Genomic DNA, 20160 nt, shown 5'->3' on the forward strand with positions numbered 1-20160 from the left:
GGCTCAGCGGACGGTGACGCGGGCCATTTCCTGGCCGTCGGGGCTCATCACGTGGGTGGAGCAGGCCAGGCAGGGGTCGAAGCTGTGCAGCGTGCGCAGGATTTCCAGCGGTTGCTCGGGGTTGACCATGGGGGTGTTGAGCAGGCTGGCTTCGAACGCGCCGATCTGGTTCTTGTGGTCGCGGGGCGAGCCGTTCCAGGTGGTGGGCACCACGCACTGGTAGTTTTCGATCTTGCCGTCCTTGATCTTGATCCAGTGCGCCAGCCCGCCGCGCGGCGCGGCCACGGTGCCCACGCCCTTGGCTTCCTTGGGCCAGGTGGCGGGGTCCCACTTCTCGACGTTGGCGGTGGCGGTGTCACCGGCCTTGATGTTGGCGATGAGTTCGGCGTAGTCGTCCAGCATCATCTCGGCGCAGTATTGGCCTTCCAGGCAGCGCGCCAGCGTGCGGCCTATTGTTGTGGGCAGCAGCTGCTTCAACGTGAACTGCGTTTCGGGCAGGCCCAGCGCCTTGGGGAGGGCGCTGTTGATCATCTGGGCCGAGAACTCCAGCTGCTCCTTGGGGCGCTGGGCGTATTTGTTGCCCTTGCTGGCGTGGGCGTAGGCCAGGATGTAGCGCGACAGCGGGCCCACCTCCACCGCATGGCCGCGCCAGCGCGGGGCCTTGATCCACGAGTACTTGGCGCTTTCGTCCACGTGCTCGATGGCGGTGCGGGTGCCCTTGAAGTTGGGGCCTTCGGGCTTGTAGTGGGGCACGGTCTCGCCGTCCCAGGGGTGCAGGCCCTTGGTCTCGTCGCCGTACTGGTACCAGCTGTGGGTGATGAACTCCTGCACCTGCTCGGGGTCGCGCGGGTCGATGGGGTGGATTTCGTCCCACTTGCCGTTCAGGATGACGCCGCCGGGCAGCTGGTCGGTGGACTTGTCGTAGTTGACCTTGGGGAACTCGCCGTAGTCCATCACGTTGGTGGCCGACAGGCCGCCGCCGTGCAGCCAGCCCGCGTGTTTGTACAGGGTGCCGATGGCCAGCACGTCGGGCAGGTAGACGTTTTTCACGAACTCGTTCATCGCGTCGATCTGCGACTTGATGAAGTTCAGCCGCTCCATGTTGATGGGCGCGCCCGAGGCCCCCACGCCGTCGAGGTTGATGGCGCAGGGCACGCCGCCCACCAGGAAGTTGGGGTGCGGGTTCTTGCCGCCGATGATGGTGTGCACCTTCACCCAGTCCTTTTGCAGGTCCAGGGCTTCCAGGTAGTGGGTCACGGCCATCAGGTTGGCTTCGGGCGGCAGCACATAGGCCTTGCTGCCCCAGTAGCCGTTCATGAAGGGCCCGAGCTGGCCGCTTTCCACGAACTTCTTCAGGCGGTTCTGCACGTCGCGGAAGTAGCCGGGGCTGGACAGCGGGTGGCTGGGCGATACCAGTTGTTGCAGCTCGCTGGTCTTCTTGGGGTCGGCCTTGAGGGCGCTGACCACGTCCACCCAGTCGAGCGCGTGCAGGTGGTAGAAGTGCACGGCGTGGTCGTGCACCTGCAGGGTCTTGTCGAACAGCTCGCGCAGCAGGTGGGCGTTTTTGGGGATCTTGATGCCCAGGGCGTCTTCCACCGCCCGCACGCTGGTCAGCGCATGGGTGCCGGTGCACACGCCGCAGATGCGCTCCACAAAGGCCCAGGCGTCGCGCGGGTCGCGGCCCTTGAGGATGACCTCCAGCCCGCGCCACATGGTGCCCGTGGAGACGGCGTTGCGGATGACGTTGTTGCTGTCCACGTTGACTTCACAACGCATGTGGCCTTCGATGCGCGTGACCGGATCGACCACCACGCGGCGGCCGGTGTTGTCGAGCTTGAAGCCCTGTGTTTCGTATGCACCCATGGCGGCAGTCCTTGTGCTATTTAATTTGTAGCTGCTTGCGCTTTATTCAAAAGCGCTAAGGCCGGATTTGTTTTGAGGTTTTGGGGCGTCAGGACGGGGTTTGTCCCGAGGTCTCGCGCACGCGCCGCGCCACCGAGATGGCCGCGTGTGCCGCCACGGCGGCGCCCACCACGGTCACGGCGGTGGTGCCGACCTGGTCGGCGTTGGCTTCGATGCCGAACGGGTGGATCTGCGTCAGCCGGTCGTAGAACGAGCCCTTGTCCCAGAAACCGTCTTCCGAGCAGCCGATGCAGCCATGCCCCGCCTTGATGGGGAAGCTGGTGCCCTCGTTCCACATGACGGTGGAGCAGGCGTTGTAGGTGGTGGGGCCCTTGCAGCCCACCTTGTAGAGGCAGTAACCCTTGCGGGCGGATTCGTCGTCAAACGCCTCGACGAACTGGCCGGCGTCGAAGTGCGGGCGGCGGTAGCACTTGTCGTGGATGCGCTGGCTGTAGAACATCTTGGGCCGACCCTGGCGGTCCAGCTCGGGGATCTTGTCGAAGGTCAGCATGTAGGTGATCACGCCCGTCATCACCTCGGGGATGGGCGGGCAGCCCGGCACCTTGATGATGGGTTTGTCGGTGATCACCTTGTGGATGGGCGTGGCCTGCGTGGGGTTGGGCTTGGCGGCCTGCACGCAGCCCCAGCTGGCGCAGGAACCCCAGGCGATCACGGCCTTGCAGTCCTTGGCCACGCGCTTGAGCTTGTCCAGGAAGGGTTTGCCGCCCTGGATGCAGAACATGCCGTCTTCGTTGAGCGGCGGGTTGCCCTCCACCGCCAGGATGTAGTTGCCCTTGTACTTGGTGATGATCTCGTCCAGGATGGCCTCGGCCTGGTGACCGGCGGCGGCCATCAGCGTGTCGTCGTAGTCCAGGCTGATCATGGACAGCACCACGTCCTTGGCCAGCGGGTGCGCGCTGCGGATGAAGCTCTCGGTGCAACAGGTGCACTCCAGCCCGTGCAGCCACAGCACCGGGGTGCGCGGCTTGGTTTCCATGGCGTGGACGATCTGCGGCACCACCGACGGGGCCAGCCCCAGCGACGTGGCCGTGAGCGAGCAGTACTTCATCAGGCTGCGGCGGGTGATGCCCTTGCGGCGCATGACCTCGTAAAAGGTTTCCATCGTGGCTTGTCTCCGTTGACGTGGGGGGCAGGCGTGAGCCCGGAGGGCCAGCCGTCCCACCGTGCAAGGGGCAGGACGAAGTGGCATGTGGCCTGCCGTTCGCAAGTCACGGGCCAGAATCGATGGGGCTAGGGTTAGTCCGGATGGGTGTCCGTAGGTGTTTGATTTCGATGGGAAAAAACTTTCAGCTCACTGCCCGTGGTGTGGGGTGTGGGTTTGGGTGTGGAAAGTTTGTTGCCGGATATTTGTCAATGTGGAAGGTGGTTGTTCATTGGGTGCTGGCTTCCAGGTGGCGTTGGCGCAACCACAGGAACCAGGGCAAGGCCAGCGACACCCCCACGCCCAGCCCCAGCAGGCACCAAGGCCCCTGGCGCAGGCCCAGGCGGCGGGACTCGCTCAGCGTGAACACCACGGTGACCAGCCCGGACACCAGCACGTCCATCGCGAAAAAGCCGCTGATCCGGGTGGCAAACAGCTGCGCAAAGAACAGCGGCACGTCCAAGCCGTGCGCGGCCACAAAAGGCACGAAGAACGACAGCGGGAGCGCGGCACCCAGGATTGACAGGACGAGGTAGACGGTGCTTGTTTTCATGGGGGATCAGCTTCAAGGGTTGTGGGAAAGGGGGTGATTCATCGCGCCGGGCTGCCGCGCAGGGCCTGCACTTGCAGCTCGGTCACCGGGGCGGCCTGGTGGCCCCACTGGGTGCGGATGTGGGTGAGCACCGCGGCCAGCTCGGCGTCGGACAGTTGCAGCACAAAGGGCGGCATGCCAAACGGGCGGGGGTGGCCCGCCGTGGCCGGGGCGTAGCCGCCGTTCATGACCATCTGCACCAGGTTGGCTGGGGATGCCAGCGTGACCGCGCGGTTGCCCGCCAGTGGCGGGTAGGCCCAGTCGGTCAACGGGGCTGAACCGTTGGCTGCCAGTCGGCGGCCCTCACCCTGCGCCCCGTGGCAGTCGGCGCAGCGGTCCTGGTACAGGCGTGCGCCCAGCGTGGCCTGGGCCGCCGGAACCGGCGGGGGGCTTGCGGGCACGGCGGTGGCCGTGGAGGGCGTGGACGGTTTGGTTGTGCGTGGCAGCTGGCGCAGGTAGGCGGCCAGGGCCTGCAGGTCGGCCTCGGGCCAGTGCTGGGTGCTGTGCTGCACCACCTCGGCCATGGGGCCGGTGACGGTGGACAGGCCCGTGGCGGTGGCGCTGCGCCCCGTGCGCAGCAGGGCCACCACTTGCTCGGGCGTCCAGTCCTGCACGCCGCCCTCGGACGGGTCGTGCAGTGAGGGAGCGTAGGCGTTCTGGCCCGGCATCAGCCCGCCCGTCAGCGCCAGCGGGTCGGCGCTGCCGCCCAGGGCATTGCGTGGGGCGTGGCAGGCGCTGCAATGGGCCAGCCCCTGCGCCAGGTAGGCCCCGCGTTGCACCGTTTGGGCGGCGGACTCGGGCGCGGACTCGGACGCTGGGGCGCTAGAGGTGGGTGCCGTGGAGGCGGCCACGGGCGGGGGGGCGTCTGCCGCCTCCGGGGCCGGGCGGAAGTACAGCGCCCGCCACACCTTGAGCGCGGCCTGGGTGTTGTAAGGCCAGTCCAGCGCCGCGGGGGGCACGGCGTGGTCCGACGGAGGCAGGCTTTGCAGGTAGGCCCACAGCGCGTCGCTGTCGGCCCGGGTGATGTGGGTGGTGTTGGGGAAGGGGAAGGCCGGGGTGAGCCAGCGCCCGTCACGCGACTGGCCATGGTGCAGGGCGCGCCAGAAGTCGCCAGCGGTCCAGCCCGCCAAGCCTTGGGCCGACGGCGTCAGGTTGCTGCTGTACACCACCCCGAACGGCGTGGTGATGGCCCGCCCGCCGGAGTAAGGGGCTTGCCCGCGCTCGGTGTGGCAGTGCTGGCAGTTGCCCAGGGTGGCCAGCAGGCGGCCCTGGTCCACGCGGGTGGCGTGCGCCGCGTCGGGCACGGCGGAGGAATCAGGCGTTGAAGGGGCCACGGGCAAGGGGGCACTGGGCCACAGCAGCCAGCCCAAGGCGGCGCACACCGCCCCCACCCATGCCAACGCCAAGACCAGGGGCAGGGTGAACGGTCGCTTCCCCGGGTGACCCCGGGAACCAAGCCGGGCGTTCATGGTTGACCTCCGGCGCAGCGCAGGGGCGGTGGCGTGGTGGAGGCCGGGGCCGGGGCCGGGTGGGTGTTGCGGGGCAGGGGCTGGGCGGCCAGCCAGGCGCTGACGGCGGCAATGTCGTCCAGCGTCAGCCCTTGGGCCATGTGGGCCATGCAGTCGGGGGCCTCGGTCTGGCGGCTGCCGGTGCGCCACGCGCCCAGCTGGGCGTTGACGTAGTCGCGGGGCAGGCCCAGCAGGCCGGGGGTATTGGGTTGCACGCCCGTCAGGGCAGCGCCATGGCAGGCGGTGCAGGCGGGCAGTTGGCGGGCGGGGTCACCTTCGCGGGCGAGGCGCTGGCCGTGGGTCAGCACGGCGGGTGGGGCGGTGGTGGGCAGGGGAGGCGGGTAGGGCAGGTCCAGCGCGGCAAAGTGCTGGGCCATTTCGCGCAGGTAGTCGGGGCTGAGCGGATCGACCAGATGGGCCATGAGCCGGTGGCTGCGCCGCCCTTGCTGGAAGTGGCGCAGCTGGTTGTACAGGTAACCCGCGGGTTTGCCCGCCAGGCGGGGGTAGAAGCCGTCGGGCCCGGCGCGCCCCTGGTCGCCGTGGCAGGTGGTGCACACCGCCACACGGGCGGCCAGGGTGTCGGGCACGGCTTGGGCGGCGGGTTGTGCTGGGGGTTGTGCGGCGGTTTGTGCCAGGGCCTGCGGGGTGGGGCCTGCCATGAACAGGGCGCACATCCACCCCATGGTGCGGGGGCGCAGCTTGTTTAAAAAAGAGAGCGGTATTCTCAAGTGGTGAAAGCGGTGAGTGGCAAAAAGCCCCATGCAGGAGGGGGCTGCGCGAGCGAGGGCCTGGTTGGGCGCTCAGCCCTCCGGGAAGGGGTCGGCGCTGTCTGGCGGGTTGATGGGCTGGCGCAGGGGCAGGCGCACGGTGAACGTGGTGCCTTGCCCGGGGAGGCTGTCGAGTTCGATGCGGCCGCTGTGTTTTTCCACAATGCCGTAGGTGACCGACAGCCCCAGCCCGGTGCCTTTGCCCACGGGCTTGGTGGTGAAGAAGGGGTCGAAGATGCGTTCGCGTATCTCGGCGGGGATGCCGCTACCGGTGTCCTGGATGCTGATCAACACCTGCTCGCCATCGACCCGGGTGCGCAGGGTGATGGTGCCGCGCTCGGGAATGGCCTGGGCGGCGTTGACCAGCAGGTTCAGGAACACCTGGTTCAACTGCTGGGGCAGGCATTCGATGGCGGGCAGGGTGCCGTAGTCGCGCACCACGTCGGCCTTGTATTTGATTTCGTTGGCCACCACGTTGAGCGTGCTTTCCAGGCCCTGGTGCACGTCGGCCAGTTGCCATTGGGCGTCTGCGGGACGGGAGAAGTCACGCAGGTCTTGCACGATGCGGCGCACACGCCCCGTGCCTTCAATGGATTCGGCAATCAAGGCCACCATGTCGTCGCGCACATAGGCCAGGTCGATCTGCGCTTTGGCCGCCGCCAAACGCTCGCGCGAGGCGGGCGAGAGTTCGGGCTCCAGCGCCTCGTACAGTTGCAGCAGGTTCAGCAGGTCGGCGGCGTAAGCCTGGAGGGTGCCCAGGTTGGAGTTGACGAACCCGATGGGGTTGTTGACCTCGTGGGCCACCCCAGCGGCCAGTTGGCCGATGGAGGCCAGTTTTTCCGATTGCAGCAGCTGGTTGTGGGCCTCTTCCAGCTTTTTGATGAGGGTGCGCTGCTCTTCGCGCTCGCGCGTCAGGTCGCGGTTGATGTGTTCGTTTTCATGCAGCGCGGCTTGCAGCTCGGCGGTGCGGCGCTGCACCTGGGTTTCCAGCCGGACGGCGTTTTGGAACAGGCCGAAATGGGAGCTTTTGGCGCTGGCTTCCCGCTCGGCGCGGTGCACGAGGGCATTGACGATTTTCTGCAGCCGCGTCACTTCGGCCTGCAAGGCGGCGGTCGCGGCCGCGGCTCCTGCGGTGTTGTTCTGGTTCATGGGATCCGTCCTCTCCTGGGGGCGCTGTCGTGGTCGGCAGGGCCTGTGGGGCTACCCCGAAGGGGGGCCGAAAGCAATGCCCGTCAGCGTCTGGTTGATGTGCACGCCTCCCAACTGTTCGCCATAGGTGCTGAAACCCACGGCGTTGTGTCGTTTGAACAATTCGGCCACCGCGGGTTTGCTGCCGTTGGCGGTGATTTCCAGGTTACGCAGGATGCAGTCGCACACCAGCATGCCTTCAATGCCGCCAAGCTCTTGCTCGACATCGGCCAGCGCGGCCTGGGTCTGCTCCAGCAGGTGCTGGCCGTGGGCCACGCGCAGCACCACGCCTTCGTCGATGGCGCAGTAGAAGGTCAGGCTGCCATCGGGGTTGGCGTGCTGGATGGACCGCACGTAGTCGGTGCCGTCGATCATGACCACCACGGGCCAACTGGCAAAGTGCTCGGGGGTGAGTTGCTCAGGCGCCACACCCACCAGCCGGGCGTACTCTGCCACCGCGGGCAGGCCGTTGATTTCGCGCACCACCCGCCGCGCCTCATCCACGTCGGTGACCACCAGCCGCTCGCCATCGGCCACAAAGTGCTGGGTGCGCAACAACCGCAGCGGCAAGGTGGTGGCCGCCAGCAACAGCACCGCGCTGTCGGCATGAAAACGCCCGTGGTGAAACACCCGGGTTTGCTGAAAGTTGAGGCCGTCGCCAGCCGACCCGCCCAGCAGCGGCACCGTGCCCAGGCCGTCTTGCAGCGCGTGGGCCACCGGTTCTTCGCGCAGCGACAGGCCGTCGATCAGCAGCAGGCCGAAGGTGTGGGGGCCGCCCTGGCGCTGCTCCAGCCGCTCGGCCCATGCGGTGGCAAAGGCTTGACCGGAGGCCATGTCAAACGTCTGGAGCGACGGGAACAGGGCGGTTTCCACCACAAAGGCCGATGCCGAAAACCCCATGCCGCACAGGCTGTGGTCCTGGTAGCCCAGCGGACCGATTTCGCCGGCCGTGGTGCAGCCCACCACAGGCACCCCGGCAAAGCGCCGGTTCATTTCGTCAGCCAGGGCGTCCAGGTCATGGCTGGGCGAGCAAAAAAACACCACGGCGGCCAAGTCGGGCAGGGCCAGTTGGGCGTGAAGCTGGGCCACGGCCTCGCGGGCCTCGGGGGCTTGGGTGTGCCCCCGGCGCAGGGGGGAAGCAGGGCTCATGGCATCTCCGTGGGCAGACGGCAGGACGATGGAGGTGCCACGGTATCGCCATCGCGCGGCAGGGTCAATACACCCGGCGCATGGCAGGGGCCTGCGCGGGTCAGTCCGTGGGGGCCATGGTCCAGGCGGGCAAGGGGGCGGGGCGGTGCAACACCGCCTCGCTCAGCCACAGGGCGCTGCGTCGGGCGCGTTGGGCCACCCGCTGCAGGGGCAGTTGCTGGTAGTCGTCGTTGAACACCTCAAAGCTGTAGTCGCCCCGGTAGCCCAGGCGCTCCAGCTGGATCACCAGCTCGGCCAGCTGCTCGCTGTGCACGCCCTCGCCGGGGAACACCCGGAAGGTGCGGGCGGTGGCCATGCGTTCTTCAAAACTGTGGGCGTCCTGCCACATGAAGTCGGACAGCTGCACCAGGAAGATCTTGTCCGGGTCCACGCTGTCCAGGGCGGTCAGCGGGGTGCGGGCGGCCAGCATGTGGAACGAGTCCAGTCCCAGCCCCAGGTTGGGAAAGTCGGCCCGGCAGACCACGTCCCAGGCGGTGGTGTATTCGTTGATGGTGCGGCCCCAGCTCAGGCCCTCGTAGGCCACCTGGATGCCCAGGGGCAGGGCCAGCATGGCCAGCTTGCGCAGGTCGCGGGCCAGGTCGTCGGGGTCTTGCGACGCATGCCGCGAGGTGGACGAGCAGGCCAGCAGCACCTTGGCTCCGGTGGCCACACACATCTGGAGCATGGCCTGGGCAATGTCCACCTTGTAGTCGTGCAGGTGGCCCGACAGGCCCTCGAAATCACGCAGCACCTGAAAACCCGTGGGCCGCAGGCCGCTGTCGCGCACCGCCTGGGTGGCGGCGGGCACGCCGCCGGGGTGGCCGACCAGGTCGCGGGCGCTGAGCATGACCTGGTCGAACCCGGCACCGCGCATGGCGGCCAGTTTGGCGTCCAGCGAGCCCGCGAGGGTGATGGTGTCCATGCCGAAGCGGTGCAGGCGGTTCATGGCGCGGCCCTCAGGCGTACAGGGGTTGGGTGGGTTGGTGCACCAGCTCGAACGACACCGAGCCCAGGGCGGCCCGGGTGAGCGCCCCGCGGTCTTCGGGGTGCAGGTGGGCGGAATCGACGAAGGCCATGCCCCGCTGGCTCAGCAGCGCCACGGCGGCATGCACGTCGGGCGTGCCCAGGCCGATGCGTTGCAGGCACTCGGGGCTGGCGTCGTCTTCCATGCGTGGATCGGGCTCCACCAGCTGCCACAAGAACTGGCCGCAGGGGCTGGCCAGCAGCGTGCCCGAGGGCAGGATGCCAAAGCGCCGATCGTCGGGGATGGTGATGAAGTTGAACAGCGTTTCCAGGTAGGCCACCCACTCGCGGGTGCGCGATGCCCCGATGTACTGCACGATGCCGAAGTACCCCAACCCCGCCAGCGCGGGAGGGTGCGCATCGACGCCGGGAATGGGCACAAAGTCCACGTCGTAAATGCTGAACTCGCGCCAGCGGTCCACAAAGTAGAAGCGGCTGCCCCCCGGCCCTTGGATGGCCGGGATGTGCAGCTCCATGGCCTGTGCGTGGCTGGCCACGTCCCAGGCACCCAGTTGCAGGCAGGCGCGGTGGGCGTGCAGCGCATCCCGCACGCGAAACGCCACTGCGGAGATGACGGGGGCCCCGTCGGTGGTGGCGGACACGCGGGCGTCGTCGGCGTGGGCGTTGACCACCAGGTTCATGCTGCCCTGGCGGTACAGCACCACCTCGCGCGAGCGGTGGCGGGCCACGGCGCGAAACCCCATGGCCTCCAGCACCTGGCCCAGCGCCTGCGGGCGGGTGGTGGCGTATTCGATGAACTCAATGCCCTCCAGCCCCAGGCGGTTGGGCATGTGGGGCACGGCTTCGCGGTCGATGGGGTTGGCGGTGTGGGGCATGGTGGGTGGGGGCGGTTCAATCCAGCCGCGCCACGGCGCGCAGCGTTTCGGCGGTGGTGGTGGGCAGGCCAAAAAACTCCAGGTAGGCGGGAATCTGCTCGAACAGCATGTCCGAGCCCACCTGCACCCGGCAGCCGCGGGCGCGGGCGGCCTGGAGGAAGGCGGTCATTTCGGTGCGCATCACCACCTCGCCCACAAAGGTGTCGGGGGCGATGCGGGCCATGTCCATGGGCAGGGGGTCGCCCTCGTTCATGCCCATGGGGGTGGCGTTGACCACCAGGTCGTACCCGGCAGGGTCGTTGCTGCCGGTGCGCACCTCAATGGCGGGGTGGTGCTGCTTCAGGCGCTGGGCCAGGTTGTCTGCGGCTTGCGGGTTGAGGTCAAACAGCGCCATGTGGCCCACCCCCTCGCCCGCCAGCGAGGCCGCAATGGCGCAGCCCACGCCGCCGGTGCCCACCACCAGCACCCGTGCGCCGCGCAGGTTCAGGCCCTTGCGCTGGACGCCGCGCACAAAGCCGGCGCCGTCGAACATGTCGCCCAGCAGGCGGCCATCGGGCAGGCGGCGCACCGCGTTGCATGCCCCGGCCACGCGCACGGCGGGCGTGACCTCGTCCAGCAGCCCCACCGTGGTCACCTTGTGGGGCATGGTGATGAGCGCCCCGCGGATGTTGGTGAGGCTGAACACGGCCTTGAGGTAAGCGGGGTAGTCGGCCGCCTGGCAGCCCATGGGCACCACCACCGCGTTGATGCCCGCATGTTCGAAATACGGGTTGTAGATCTGCGGCGACTTGAAGCTGTGCGTGGGGTAGCCGATGTGGGCAATCAGTTCGGTGTGACCGTTGATCATGGTGGGAGACAACACAGGTTCAGGCAGGGGAAGACGTTGTGCGGGCCAGGCCGTCCAGCGCCAGCAGGTAGCCGTCCACCCCGAAGCCGACGACGATGCCCGCGGCCACGGGCGACACCCACGAGTGGTGGCGGAAGGCTTCGCGGGCGTGCACGTTGGAGATGTGCACCTCGATCACCGGCAGCCCGCCCACGCCCTTGATGGCGTCGTGCAGGGCCACGCTGGTGTGGGTGAGGGCCCCGGGGTTGAGCACCACGCCCACGGCCTGGCCGTTGGCAAACAGGCGGCCGTACTCGTGGATCTTGTCCAGCAAGGTCCCTTCCCAGTTGCTTTGCACACACTCGGCTTCCCAGCCCCGCGCCTGGGCTGCGGCGCAGAAGCGGGCCTCCACGTCGGCCAGGGTGGTGTGGCCGTACTGGCCGGGCTCGCGGGTGCCCAGCAGGTTGAGGTTGGGCCCGTTGAGCAGCAGGACCTTGGGGGCGCTGGGCTGAGCACTCACTTGCGCACCTTGGCGATTTCGGCCTGGACGGCCTGCACCGTTTCCTGGCCCACCGACACGGCGTACTTGGCGGTGACGGGGCGCATCTTGTCGCGCAGGCGGCCCATGTCCTGGGCCGACAGCTGGGTGACCTGCATGCCGTTCTTCTTCAGGTTGTCCAGGATGCCGGCGGCTTGGGCGCGGGCCTGCTCACGCTGGAACTTGGCCGATTCGACGGCGGCGTCGGCCAGGATTTTTTGTTCCGCCGGGCTGAGCTTGTCCCAGAACTTCTTGCTGACGACCACCGACTGCGGGTTGTACTGGTGGTTGGACAGCACCATGTGCTTTTGCACCTCGTACAGCTTGGCCGAGTTGATGGTGGCAAAGGGGTTTTCCTGCCCGTCCACCGCGCCTTGTTCCAGGGCGGCGTACAGCTCGGGGAAGGGCAGGGGCGTGGGGTTGGCGCCCAGGGCCTTCACCCAATCGACGTTGATGGGGTTGGGGATGACGCGCAGCTTCAAGCCCTCCAGGTCTTCCAGCTTGGTGATGGGGCGCTTGCTGTTGGTGATGTTGCGAAAACCCAGCTCGTAATACGCCAGCCCCACCAGGCCCTTGTCTTCCAGCTTCTTGTGCAGGGCCTTGCCAAAGGCGCTGTCCATCACGGCGTCGGCCTCCTGGGTGTTGCCGAACATGAAGGGGAAGTCGAACACCGCGAACTCCTTCACCTGGCTGGCGAAGATGCCCGAGTTCATGGACGCCATTTCCAGCGTGCCGCCTTGCAGGGCCGACACGTTGGCCTGGTCCGACCCCAGCGTGCCGCCGGGGAACACGTTGACCTTGATCTTGCCGCCCGACTTGGCCGCCACCAGCTCGGCAAACTTCTCCATGCCCAGCACGATGGGGTGGCCCTTGCTGTTCTGGTTGGCGAACTTGAGGGTGCGCTCCTGCGCCAGGGCCTGGGTGGCCGTGGCGGTGAAGGCGGTGGCGGCCACAGCGGCCAGCAGGGTCTTGAGCATCAGGCGTTTCATGGGGTCTCCGGTTGAATTTGAGGGTAAAAATGGGCTATATCGCTTTTAGAAAAAGCGCAAGCAGCTATCAAATCAATAGAACCAGCGGGCGGGCACCATCACCAGTTGCGGGAACAGCACCATCAGGAACATGAGCGCAAACTGGGCCAGCATGAAGGGCCACACGCCCTTGGTGACCTCGTCCATGCTCACCTTGCCGACACCGGCCACGGTGTTGAGCACCGTGCCCACGGGCGGGGTGATGAGGCCAATGGCGTTGTTCATGATGAACAGCACGCCGAAGTACACCGGGTCGATGCCCGCGGCCTTGACGATGGGCATCAGCACCGGGGTGAGGATGAGCACCGTGGGCGTCATGTCCATGGCCGTGCCCACCACGATCACCAGCAGCATGATGGCGGCCATCAGCAGCTTGGGGCTGTCCAGCAGGGGCTCCAGCAGGCTCACCAGCTGGTCGGGCAGCTGCGCCACCGTGATCAGCCAGGCCGACACCATGGCCGCCGCCACCAGGAACATGATGACCGCCGTGGTCTTGGCCGCCGCCAGGAACAGGCCGTACAGCTGGCCCCACTTCAGTTCGCGGTAGACGAACATGGAAATCACCAGCGCATACATGGCGGCCACCACGGCGGCCTCGGTGGGGGTGAACACGCCCATCTTCAGGCCCACGATCACGATGACGGGCAGGCCCAGCGCAAACAGCGCCTGTTTGAAGGCATGCACCCGCTCAGCCGTGGTGGCCTTGGCCGGGGGCTGCACACGCTCCTTGCCCGACACGTACCACCAGGTGATGCACAGCGCCACCCCCAGCATCACGCCCGGGGCAATGCCAGCCATGAACAGCTTGGAAATGGACACGTTGGCGGCCACGCCAAAAATCACGAAACCGATGCTGGGCGGGATGATGGGCGCGATGATGGCCGCCGCCGACAGCAGACCGGCCGATTGCGCCCGGTCGTGCCCGGCGTGGGCCATCATGGGCAGCAGCAGGGCGGCCAGCGCGGCGGCATCGGCCACCGCCGAGCCCGACAGCGCCGCCATCAGCACCGCGGCCATGATGGCCACATACCCCAGCCCGCCCTGGATGTGCCCCACCAGCGACATGGCCAACAGCACGATGCGCTTGGACAGGCCGCCCGCGTTCATGATCTCGCCCGCCAGCATGAAAAACGGCACCGCCAGCAGCGGAAAGCTGTTGGAGCCCTCAATGAGGTTTTGCGCCAGGATCTGCGCGTCAAACATGTCCAGGTGCCACATCAGCGCGGCACCGCTCACCAGCAGCGAATACGAAATGGGCATGCCAATGGCCATGGCGGCCAGCAGTGAACCCAGGAAGATGGCAATGGTCATTCTGTGACTCCTTGGGGCTCAGGGGTGGGGGTCGCCGTGGGGCATGTCGTCGGACTCGCGGATGCCGATCAGGTCGGCATCGGCCATCTGCCCCGTGACCAGCAGCCACAGCTTGAGCAGCAGGATGGGGGTTCCCAGCACCGAGAACACCACCCCGCTGGCGTAGAAGTAGCCCATGGAGGTTTCCATCACGGCACTGGTGGAGTCCCAGTTGATGACCGTTTGCTGCCACGCCCCCTGGAACACCAGCCAGTTGATGTACAGCATGCCCACCAGGCTGGCACCCAGGCACAGCTTTTGCCCCGCCACCGGCAGCCGGGCCACCAGCGAGTCGGTGCCCAGGTGGGCGCGGTCTTGCAGGGCGATGACGGCCCCCAGGAAGGTCATCCACACAAACAGCCAGCGCGACAGCTCTTCAGACAGGGTGATGCCGGAGTTGAAGCCGTAACGCATCACCACGTTGCCAAACACCATGACGACCATGAGGGCCAGCGCAACCACCATCAGCCCCGAGAGCAGACGGCAGTAATGGCGGACAAGTTGCTGTATCAATCGATGTCTCCGTGTGTCAGGAGATCAAAATGTACGAAATGGTTAGTATTTTTTGATCTGGGACAAACCCTAGGGTGCACCGAGGGTGCGCGAGGTCAGGCGCGCACGTAGCGCACCACCATGTCCATCACGTTGGCCTTGCGCCGCGCCAGCACCTCAGGGTCTTGGACCTGGAGCTTGAAGATCTGGCCAAAGGTGTACTGGTTGGACACGTTGAAAAACGACAGTGCCGAGATGTGGGCGTGGATGTCCAGCGGGTCCAGCCCGGCGCGGAACACCCCCTCGGCCACGCCCCGGTCGTACAGGCGGCGGATGGACTGGATGGCTGGCACGTTCAGCGCCTGGATGCTGGCGCTTTGCGCGATGTACTGGCCGCGCAGGATGTTTTCGGACATCACCAGCCGCACATAGTCCTGGTTGCCGTTGTGGTGGTCGAAGGTGAAGGCCACCAGCGCCTCCAGCGCCTTGACGGGCGGCAGGTCGTCCAGGTGCAGCTCACCCTCGATGCTGCGCACGCGGCGGTAGGCGTCTTCCAGAACGGCGATGTACAGCCCTTCCTTGCTGCCAAAGTAGTAGTAAATCATGCGCTTGCTGGTGCGCGTGGCGGCGGCAATTTCGTCAATGCGCGCGCCCGCCAACCCCTTGTCGGCAAACTCGTGCGTGGCCACGGCCAGGATCTCGGCCATGGTGCGGGCGGGGTCGTTGGTCCGCCCGGTGGTGCCGGTGGCGGGAGCGCTTGTCTCGTCTGCTTTTTGTACTGGTTCGTTCATTGCGCCAGTATAGGAGCGGGTTGGGCGGGCAGGTGTTGCCCACACAGCAGCCCGCTTATTTGAGCTGCTGCTCCAGCTGGTGCAGCACCTGGTAGCAGCCCAGCACGCTGGCCACACTGGCGTTGGGCTGGCGGCCTTCGCGGATGGCGGCAAAGAACTCGCGGTCTTGCAGCTCGATGCCGTTCATGCTCACGTCCACCTGGCTCACGTCGATCTTTTCTTCCTTGCCATTCACCAGGTCGTCATAACGGGCGATGTAGGTGGCCGTGTCGCCGATGTAGCGGAAGAAGGTGCCCAGCGGGCCGTCGTTGTTGAAGCTCAGACTCAGCGTGCAGATGGCCCCGTTGGCCGCCTGAAGCTGGATGCTCATGTCCATGGCAATGCCCAGCGTGGGGTGGATGGGGCCTTGGATGGCGTTGGCCTTCACGATGGGGCTGCCCGCCTGGTAGGCGAACAGGTCCACCGTGTGCGCGGCGTGGTGCCACAGCAGGTGGTCGGTCCAGCTGCGGGGCTGGCCCAGCGCGTTCATGTTGGTGCGGCGGAAGAAGTAGGTCTGCACATCCATTTGCTGGATGTTGAATTCACCGGCCGCTATCTTCTTGTGCACGTACTGGTGGCTGGGGTTGAAGCGGCGGGTGTGGCCGCACATGGCCACCAGGCCGCTGGCCTCGGCCACGCGCACCACCTCTTCGCCTTCGGCCAGCACGTCGCACAGCGGGATTTCCACCTGCACGTGTTTGCCCGCCTTCAGGCAGGCCAGGGTCTGGCTGGCGTGCATCTGCGTGGGCGTGCACAGGATGACGGCGTCCACCTCGGGCAGGGCCAGGCTGTCGGCCAGCTCGGTGGTGACGTGGCCAATGCCGTACTTGGCGGCCACCTCGCGGGTCTTGTCCAGGTCGCGGCTGATGAGGCTGACGACTTCCACGCCCGGGATGTTCTTGATGCCGTCCAGGTGTTTGATGCCGAAGGCACCGGCGCCGGCCAATGCAACCTTGATGGTCCCGGCTTGGATGGTTTGGCTCATGGTCAGTTGTTCTCCAGAATGAGGTGACCCACCGCCGTGTTGCTGGCGGGTACATGATAAAAACGATGTTTTACGCTTACTGTATTTGACTTGTCTGCTACGTCGGCCATAGCGCCGCGGGCGATGAGCCACATCACCAGCTCAATGCCTTCACTGCCCGCTTCGCGCACGTAGTCGATGTGCGGGGTGGCGGCGCAGCCGGCGGGGTCGGTGATGAGTTTGTCCAGCCAGGCGTTGTCCCACTCGCGGTTGATGAGCCCGGCGCGTGCGCCTTGCAGCTGGTGGCTCATGCCGCCCGTGCCCCAGATGTGCACGTTCAGGTCGTCGTCGTAACTTTCCACCGCCTTGCGGATGGCCTGGCCCAGCGCAAAACAACGCTGGCCGCTGGGCACGGGGTACTGCACCACGTTGACGGCAAAGGGGATCACGGGGCAGGGCCACGCGCCGGTTTGGGGGTGTTGCTCGCCACACATGAGGCTGAGGGGTACGGTCAGGCCGTGGTCCACGTCCATCTTGTTGACGATGGTTAAGTCGAAGTCCTGCTGAATCACGCTTTGAGCGATGTGGCTGGCCAGCTCGGGGTGGCCCTGGACCACAGGCACCGGGCGCGGGCCCCAGCCTTCGTCGGCGGGCTGGTACTGGGCGGCGGTGCCAATGGCGAAGGTGGGGATCAGGTCCAGGCTGAAGGCGGTGGCGTGGTCGTTGTACACCAGAAAGATCACGTCGGGCTTGTGGTCCTTCATCCACTGCTTGGAGTACTCGTAGCCCTGGAACACGGGCTGCCAGTAGGGTTCGTGGGTTTTGCCCAGGTCCAGGGCGGCGCCTATGGCGGGCACGTGGCTGGTGTAGACGGAGGCGGTGATGCGGGCCATGGTCAGTGTGCTTTCGGGGGGGTGGAGCCCTGCGGCTGAAGGCGTGCAGCGGCACCCTGCGGTTGCCGGTGGGGTTGGGCGTCGCCGTCCTCGCCCAGGTAGCGGTTGCCGTCGATGCGGCGGCCGCCGTTGACCATCATGGTGCGGTACTCGTCTTCGGTCATGCCGGTCATGCTGCCCGCCATTTGCTGGAAGCTCTTGCCGTCGGTGGCACCGATCTTGGCCAGGAAGTAGATGTTGCCGCCGGTGCGCATGCACCAGTTCAGGTCGCGGGCCAGCACGGCCTGCTTCTGCTCTTCGGTCATGGCCCACTCGTCGAGGTAGGCCCGCTCGTCGGCCTTGAAGCGCTCGCGGTTCTCGGCCTTCATCAGGCTCATGCAGAACTGGTTGAGCCAGTAGCCTTTGCGCGATTGCTCGGCATCAAAAATGAGGGTGCCGGGCACGTCCAGGTAGGGTTTGTCGAGCGCCATGGTCAGACTTCCTCCGGCCAGTAAAGCTTCATGGGGTTGGTGACGAGCAGCTTTTGCTGCAGCTCTGCCGTGGGGGCGATGTGGGGGATGAAGTCCACCAGCAGGCCGTCGTCGGGCATGTGGTCCTTCAGGTTGGGGTGGGGCCAGTCGGTGCCCCACAACACGCGGTCGGGGAACTCCTGCACCACGCGGCGGGCAAAGGGCACCACGTCCTGGTAGGCGGCCTGTTCACCGTTCAGCGCCTTGGGGCCGGTGACCGAAAGCCGCTCGGGGCAACTCACCTTGCTCCACACGTTGGGGTGCTGGCGCATGAACTTCAGGAACAGCTCGAACTCCGGGCCGTCCACAGGTTTGCTCACGTCGGGGCGGCCCATGTGGTCCACCACCACGGTGGTGGGCAGGCTGGTGAAAAAGTCCCACAGCTCGGGCAGGTCCACCGCCTCGAAGTAGATGACCACATGCCAGCCCAGCTTGGCGATGCGGCCTGCAATCTCCATCAACTCGTCCTTGGGGGTGAAGTCCACCAGCCGCTTGACGAAGTTGAAGCGCACCCCGCGCACCCCGGCGGCGTGCATGGCCTGCAGTTCGTCGTCGGTGACGCTGCGGCGCACCGTGGCCACGCCGCGGGCCTTGCCACCGCTGCTGGCGCAGGCGTCCAGCATGGCGCGGTTGTCGGCCCCGTGGCAGGTGGCCTGCACCACCACGTTGCGGGCAAAGCCCAGGTGGTCGCGCAGGGCGTACAGCTGGTGTTTGCTGGCGTCGCCGGGGGTGTATTTGCGTTCCGTGGCGTAGGGAAACTCGGCCCCGGGCCCGAACACGTGGCAGTGGGCGTCCACCGCCCCGGCGGGCAACTGAAAGCGCGGCTGGCTGGGGCCGTTGAACCAATCCAGCCAGCCGGGGGTTTTGTCGAAGGGTCCAGTGGTGTGCATGACCAGAAAGGGTGTCGTTGGGAAGATGGCCGATTGTCAGAAGGCCAGCCCCTCTTGCCTATTGGCATGACACCACTAGCTGGTATGCGGATTTTGGATGGCTTGCGCTTGGGCTCAGGAGCCCTCCCGTGTCGCCAGGCGGGTGACTCGGGCGGGTCACTCGGGCAGGTGGCAGACCGCTTTTGTGCACAACGCGACATCGTTCTCCCATGACCGGTGCCATCATCCCCATCCCAAGAAAGAGGTCCCCATGATCATCGTGACAGGCCATGTCATCGCCCGCCCAGACACGGAACACGCCGTGGCACAGCTGGTGGTGGAACACGTCGAACGCTCCCGGGCCGAGCCCGGGTGCCTCTCCCACGAGGTGAGCCGCGACGTGCAACAACCGCTGCGCTTCGTGTTTGTGGAACGCTGGCGCGACATGGCCGCCTTGCAAGCCCACTTCCAGGTGGACGCCTCCCGGCAGTTTGCGCGTGCCATGGCCGAACTGGGCGAGGCCCCGCCGCAGATGAACCTCTATCAGGCCGAACCCATCCGGAGAACCCCATGACCCGCCCCCACCTGGTGGACTGCACGCACGAGCGGCACGCCCAAGCCATTTTGGACATCTTCAACGACGCCATCGTCCACTCCACCGCGCTGTACGACTACCAGCCGCGCCCCCTGGAGGGCATGGCCGCCTGGTTTGCCGCCAAGGAAAAAGGCCAGTACCCCGTGGTGGGCCTGGAGGACGACGCGGGCCAATTGCTGGCCTTTGGCAGCTTCGGGCCGTTTCGGGCGTTTCCCGCCTTCAAGTACACGGTGGAACACTCGGTGTACGTGCACAAGGACCACCGTGGCCGGGGCCTGGGCAAAACCATCTTGATGGAGCTGATCGACGCCGCCCGCCAGCGCGACCTGCATGCCCTGATGGGCGCCATCGACGCCACCAACACCGGCAGCCTGGCCCTGCACGAGCGCCTGGGTTTTCGGCATGTGGGCACGCTGCCGCAGGTGGGCTTCAAGTTCGGCCGCTGGCTGGATCTGGCGTTTTACCAACTGCTGCTGGACACGCCGGCGCAGCCAGTGGATGGGTGAAGGGGATGGGCTGAGGGCGCCCGGGCTCGCCTTCAGCCCTCAGCGCACCTTGCCGAGCAACGCGTCGTAGGCCGACGCCGAGTAACCCAGCACATGCTGGCCCCGGGCCACCAGGAAGGGCACGCCCGACTTGCCGCCCGCCTGTGCATATGCCGCCTTGCCCTGCGGGGTGTCGATGTTGAACTCACGGTACGCCACCTGCTGGCGTGCCAAATGGCTCTTGGCCTTTTTGCAGTGCCCGCACCACGGCGCGGAAAACAGCACCACATCACCCAGCGCGGCCTGCGCCTCACGCTGCTGCCCCGACTTTTGAAGCTGCTCGATGTAGGCCACGGTTTCTGCCGACAGCGGGCTGGCGGGCAGGTGGTTGAAGGACAGGGTCTGGCTCTTGGCCGCATGGGGGTCGGGGCGGTCGGTGTACGACACCTTGCCGTCTGGCCCCACGGTCTTGTACAGCGTGGTGGTGGTTTGGGCGCTGATCGTGCCCACCATGCCCATGGCGGTCAGCGCCACCCCCAGGGCCAGCGCCCGGGGCAGCATGAGGAGGACGGCAGCACAACGCATGCCGCCATGGTAGCTTCATGGGCCTCAGTG

The 20160-nt window shown here is 66.6% G+C and carries 22 protein-coding genes; 2 read left to right on the top strand and 20 right to left on the bottom strand.

Annotated elements, in window-relative coordinates:
- Positions 1-3: 3 nt before the first annotated feature.
- The 19 genes from ACYVB7_RS14810 to ACYVB7_RS14900 form a co-directional block, all read right to left on the bottom strand.
- On the bottom strand, positions 4-1863 hold the full coding sequence (locus tag ACYVB7_RS14810) for a nickel-dependent hydrogenase large subunit (RefSeq protein ID WP_460509075.1): 1860 nt from the start codon (positions 1861-1863) through the stop codon (positions 4-6).
- Between the two features lie 88 nt (positions 1864-1951).
- Positions 1952-3025 (bottom strand): hydrogenase small subunit, encoded by a 1074-nt coding sequence (locus tag ACYVB7_RS14815; RefSeq protein WP_460509077.1) that lies wholly within the window; start codon positions 3023-3025, stop codon positions 1952-1954.
- A 268-nt stretch (positions 3026-3293) separates the two neighbouring features.
- A complete protein-coding gene (locus ACYVB7_RS14820) occupies positions 3294-3617 on the bottom strand; it encodes a DUF2834 domain-containing protein (protein ID WP_460509079.1) in 324 nt (107 codons plus the stop codon).
- 38 nt (positions 3618-3655) lie between these two features.
- Positions 3656-5125 carry a c-type cytochrome gene (locus ACYVB7_RS14825; protein ID WP_460509081.1) on the bottom strand — a complete coding sequence of 490 codons (1470 nt, stop codon included), beginning with the start codon at positions 5123-5125 and terminating at the stop codon, positions 3656-3658.
- Positions 5122-5823 (bottom strand): c-type cytochrome, encoded by a 702-nt coding sequence (locus ACYVB7_RS14830; protein WP_460509083.1) that lies wholly within the window; start codon positions 5821-5823, stop codon positions 5122-5124. Before ACYVB7_RS14830 ends, ACYVB7_RS14825 begins: the two co-directional genes overlap by 4 nt.
- 141 nt (positions 5824-5964) lie before the next feature.
- Positions 5965-7080, bottom strand: coding sequence for an ATP-binding protein (locus ACYVB7_RS14835; RefSeq protein WP_460509085.1), 1116 nt, complete (start codon positions 7078-7080; stop codon positions 5965-5967).
- A 51-nt stretch (positions 7081-7131) separates the two neighbouring features.
- Positions 7132-8268: an FIST N-terminal domain-containing protein gene (locus ACYVB7_RS14840; protein ID WP_460509087.1), complete on the bottom strand. Its 1137-nt coding sequence runs from the start codon at positions 8266-8268 to the stop codon at positions 7132-7134.
- A gap of 100 nt (positions 8269-8368) precedes the next feature.
- Entirely contained in the window at positions 8369-9253 is an 885-nt protein-coding gene (locus ACYVB7_RS14845) for a sugar phosphate isomerase/epimerase family protein (protein WP_460509089.1), read from the bottom strand.
- A gap of 10 nt (positions 9254-9263) precedes the next feature.
- On the bottom strand, positions 9264-10166 hold the full coding sequence (locus ACYVB7_RS14850; protein WP_460509091.1) for a 4-hydroxyphenylpyruvate dioxygenase: 903 nt from the start codon (positions 10164-10166) through the stop codon (positions 9264-9266).
- A 16-nt stretch (positions 10167-10182) separates the two neighbouring features.
- Positions 10183-11013: a shikimate dehydrogenase family protein gene (locus ACYVB7_RS14855; RefSeq protein WP_460509093.1), complete on the bottom strand. Its 831-nt coding sequence runs from the start codon at positions 11011-11013 to the stop codon at positions 10183-10185.
- 19 nt (positions 11014-11032) lie between these two features.
- The gene (gene aroQ / locus ACYVB7_RS14860; protein ID WP_460509095.1) at positions 11033-11512 is read right to left on the bottom strand and encodes a type II 3-dehydroquinate dehydratase; all 480 of its coding nucleotides are present in this window, start codon (positions 11510-11512) and stop codon (positions 11033-11035) included.
- Positions 11509-12519, bottom strand: a complete 1011-nt coding sequence (locus ACYVB7_RS14865; protein ID WP_460509097.1) for a TRAP transporter substrate-binding protein — start codon at positions 12517-12519, stop codon at positions 11509-11511. The genes aroQ and ACYVB7_RS14865 overlap by 4 nt, the downstream gene beginning before the upstream one ends.
- Positions 12520-12591: 72 nt before the next feature.
- A complete protein-coding gene (locus tag ACYVB7_RS14870) occupies positions 12592-13869 on the bottom strand; it encodes a transporter permease (protein ID WP_460509099.1) in 1278 nt (425 codons plus the stop codon).
- Between the two features lie 18 nt (positions 13870-13887).
- Positions 13888-14421, bottom strand: a complete 534-nt coding sequence (locus tag ACYVB7_RS14875) for a TRAP transporter small permease (RefSeq protein ID WP_460509102.1) — start codon at positions 14419-14421, stop codon at positions 13888-13890.
- 95 nt (positions 14422-14516) lie between these two features.
- Positions 14517-15191: a TetR/AcrR family transcriptional regulator gene (locus tag ACYVB7_RS14880; RefSeq protein ID WP_460509105.1), complete on the bottom strand. Its 675-nt coding sequence runs from the start codon at positions 15189-15191 to the stop codon at positions 14517-14519.
- 55 nt (positions 15192-15246) lie between these two features.
- Positions 15247-16215 carry a Gfo/Idh/MocA family oxidoreductase gene (locus ACYVB7_RS14885; protein WP_460509107.1) on the bottom strand — a complete coding sequence of 323 codons (969 nt, stop codon included), beginning with the start codon at positions 16213-16215 and terminating at the stop codon, positions 15247-15249.
- Between the two features lie 2 nt (positions 16216-16217).
- Positions 16218-17087 carry a class III extradiol ring-cleavage dioxygenase family protein gene (locus ACYVB7_RS14890; RefSeq protein ID WP_460509109.1) on the bottom strand — a complete coding sequence of 290 codons (870 nt, stop codon included), beginning with the start codon at positions 17085-17087 and terminating at the stop codon, positions 16218-16220.
- Positions 17088-17089: 2 nt separating this feature from the next.
- Positions 17090-17557 (bottom strand): protocatechuate 4,5-dioxygenase subunit alpha, encoded by a 468-nt coding sequence (ligA, locus tag ACYVB7_RS14895; RefSeq protein WP_460509111.1) that lies wholly within the window; start codon positions 17555-17557, stop codon positions 17090-17092.
- Positions 17558-17559: 2 nt separating this feature from the next.
- Complete coding sequence (locus tag ACYVB7_RS14900) at positions 17560-18486, bottom strand: amidohydrolase family protein (RefSeq protein ID WP_460509113.1); 927 nt, start codon at positions 18484-18486, stop codon at positions 17560-17562.
- A 250-nt stretch (positions 18487-18736) separates the two neighbouring features.
- On the opposite strand from ACYVB7_RS14900, the gene ACYVB7_RS14905 reads away from it, so the two are divergent.
- Together ACYVB7_RS14905 and ACYVB7_RS14910 are read left to right on the top strand one after the other, a co-directional pair.
- The gene (locus ACYVB7_RS14905) at positions 18737-19039 is read left to right on the top strand and encodes a putative quinol monooxygenase (RefSeq protein ID WP_460509115.1); all 303 of its coding nucleotides are present in this window, start codon (positions 18737-18739) and stop codon (positions 19037-19039) included.
- Complete coding sequence (locus ACYVB7_RS14910; protein WP_460509117.1) at positions 19036-19566, top strand: GNAT family N-acetyltransferase; 531 nt, start codon at positions 19036-19038, stop codon at positions 19564-19566. Before ACYVB7_RS14905 ends, ACYVB7_RS14910 begins: the two co-directional genes overlap by 4 nt.
- Positions 19567-19605: 39 nt before the next feature.
- On the opposite strand, the gene ACYVB7_RS14915 is transcribed toward ACYVB7_RS14910, so the two are convergent.
- The gene (locus ACYVB7_RS14915) at positions 19606-20130 is read right to left on the bottom strand and encodes a glutaredoxin family protein (RefSeq protein WP_460509120.1); all 525 of its coding nucleotides are present in this window, start codon (positions 20128-20130) and stop codon (positions 19606-19608) included.
- Positions 20131-20160: the final 30 nt, after the last annotated feature.

The organism is Hydrogenophaga soli (assembly GCF_054777695.1).